This window comes from Amnimonas aquatica (genome assembly GCF_002943415.1).
Taxonomy (GTDB): domain Bacteria; phylum Pseudomonadota; class Gammaproteobacteria; order Pseudomonadales; family Moraxellaceae; genus Perlucidibaca; species Perlucidibaca aquatica_A.
The window spans coordinates 1-1,853 of record NZ_PTQZ01000276.1 but is presented as its reverse complement, the minus strand read 5'-3'; the positions used below and the strand labels follow the sequence as shown (position 1 = coordinate 1,853).

Genomic DNA, 1,853 nt, shown 5'->3' with positions numbered 1-1,853 from the left:
TTCTCGCCGAACTGGTCGGGGCTGATCAAGCTGGCCCGCTACGATGGCGGCGGCGACAGCCGGCTGCCGGCGGCGCAGGCAGCCTATGGCCGCGACCTGACCAAGGCCTGGCTGCAGCTCGACTACCGGTTCTGACCACGCGGGCGTCCGGTGCCGCCGGTCGCCGTCATGGTGGCTGCATCACATGGGCAAGCCCGGGCAGTCCTGCTAGGCTGCGGCCAGATCCAGCCACCCGTTCAAGGAGCAAACCCATGCCGGCAGTCCGCATCGAGCGCCACGGCGCTATCGCCGAAGTCGTCCTCACCCGGCCGGAAAAGCACAATGCCGTCGGTTCGGACACGCTGGCCGAGCTGATCAGTGCCGGCCGCGTGCTGCGCGGGGACCGCGACCTGCGCGTGGTCATCCTGCGTGCCGAAGGACCGAGCTTCTGCAGCGGCCTCGACATTCCCGGTTTCATGAAGCGGCCGGCCAGCATGGTGAGCAATTTCCTGCGTCCGTTCTGGCGCAACACCAACAACTTCCAGGAGGTGGCCTGGGTCTGGCGCCGCCTGCCGGTGCCGGTGATCGCGGTGCTGCACGGCCGTTGCTACGGCGCCGGGCTGCAGATCGCGCTGGCGGCCGATTTCCGCCTCGCCACGCCGGACTGCGAGCTGTCGGTCATGGAGGCGAAATGGGGGCTGGTGCCGGACATGAGCGGCACCGTGACCCTGCGCGAGCTGCTGCCGCTGGACGTGGCCAAGAAGCTGGCGATGACGGCAGAACTGTTCAGCGCGGAGCAGGGACGTGCGCTGGGCCTGGTCACCGAGACCCATGCGGATCCGCTGGCAGCCGCGCGCACGCTGGCGGGGCAGCTGATTGCCCGTTCGCCGGATTCGGTGGCGTCGACCAAGCTGCTGTTCCAGCGCGCCTGGCCTGCGTCCGTCGCCAGGGCGTTCTGTCTGGAGCGCTGGTACCAGCTGCGCCTGCTGCTGGGGCGCAACCAGAAGCTGTCGATCAAGGCCGTGCAGACGAAGTCGCCGGTGACCTTCCTGCCCCGGCGCGTGCAGCGCTGACGCAGGCTACTCCAGCCGGTAGGGCGTGAGCTGGGGCTGGTCCGTGGCGATGTCGACGCGGATCGCCCGCAGGCCCCGGATCAGCAGCTCGGCTTCGGCGCGGGAGACCAGCGGACCGACTTCGACGCGTTCGGCCAGCACCGGTCCGGGCTCGCGCCGTATCGAGATCGGCACGCCGGCGGGCAGCTGGGTCATGAGCCGGCTCTGCAGCGCATGCGCGACGTGGCTGTCGCTGANGATGAGCACGGCATGCACGGTCTGGTCCGGCAGTTCGCGGCCGGCGCGGTGGTAGCCGCTCCGGCCCTGCTCCACCGACTCTATGCGCACCCGTGCCAGCCCGTGGATGTCGAGCTGGCGCGCCGCCTCGCGGGACAGGTCGATGATGCGGCTGCTGTGGAAGGGGCCGCGGTCATTGACCCGCACGATCACCGAGCGTCCGTTGCCGAGATTGGTGACGCGCACGTGGCTGGGCAGCGGCAGGGTCATGTGCGCCGCTGTCAGCTTGCGCATGTCGAAGATTTCGCCGCTGGCGGTGCGCCGGCCGTGGAAGCGCTGGCCGTACCACGACGCGGTGCCGACCTGACGGCGTCCCAGCGGCAGTGTCTCTATGCGATACGGCTCGCCCCGCAGCAGCCACGGCGCCAGCCGGCCGTAGCCGTCAGCCTCGTCGGCCAGCAGCGGCAGCGCCGGGTAGCGGTCCGGGCGGGCATCGGGGAGCAGGCCGTGCGCCATCACGGGCGCATCGACAATGGCCTGCATGCTGGCACGTGCCGCACGCTCGGCCTCTTCCGGGTCGACCGG

At 70.4% G+C, this 1,853-nt stretch carries 1 protein-coding gene and 1 pseudogene; one reads left to right on the top strand and one right to left on the bottom strand.

Features of this window, described 5'->3' with window-relative positions; genetic code table 11:
- Positions 1–251 precede the first annotated feature (251 nt).
- Complete coding sequence (locus C5O18_RS09010) at positions 252–1,052, top strand: crotonase/enoyl-CoA hydratase family protein (protein WP_105193269.1); 801 nt, start codon at positions 252–254, stop codon at positions 1,050–1,052.
- Between the two features lie 6 nt (positions 1,053–1,058).
- Here C5O18_RS09010 and C5O18_RS11200 read toward each other — a convergent pair.
- Positions 1,059–1,634 (bottom strand): annotated as a pseudogene (locus C5O18_RS11200) (septal ring lytic transglycosylase RlpA family protein); the annotation flags it as partial.
- Positions 1,635–1,853 lie beyond the last annotated feature (219 nt).

Excerpts from the sequence above, each read along its gene's own strand:
- C5O18_RS09010 (WP_105193269.1), top strand. The coding sequence starts at position 252 with ATGCCGGCAGTCCGCATCGAGCGCCACGGCGCTATCGCCGAAGTCGTC.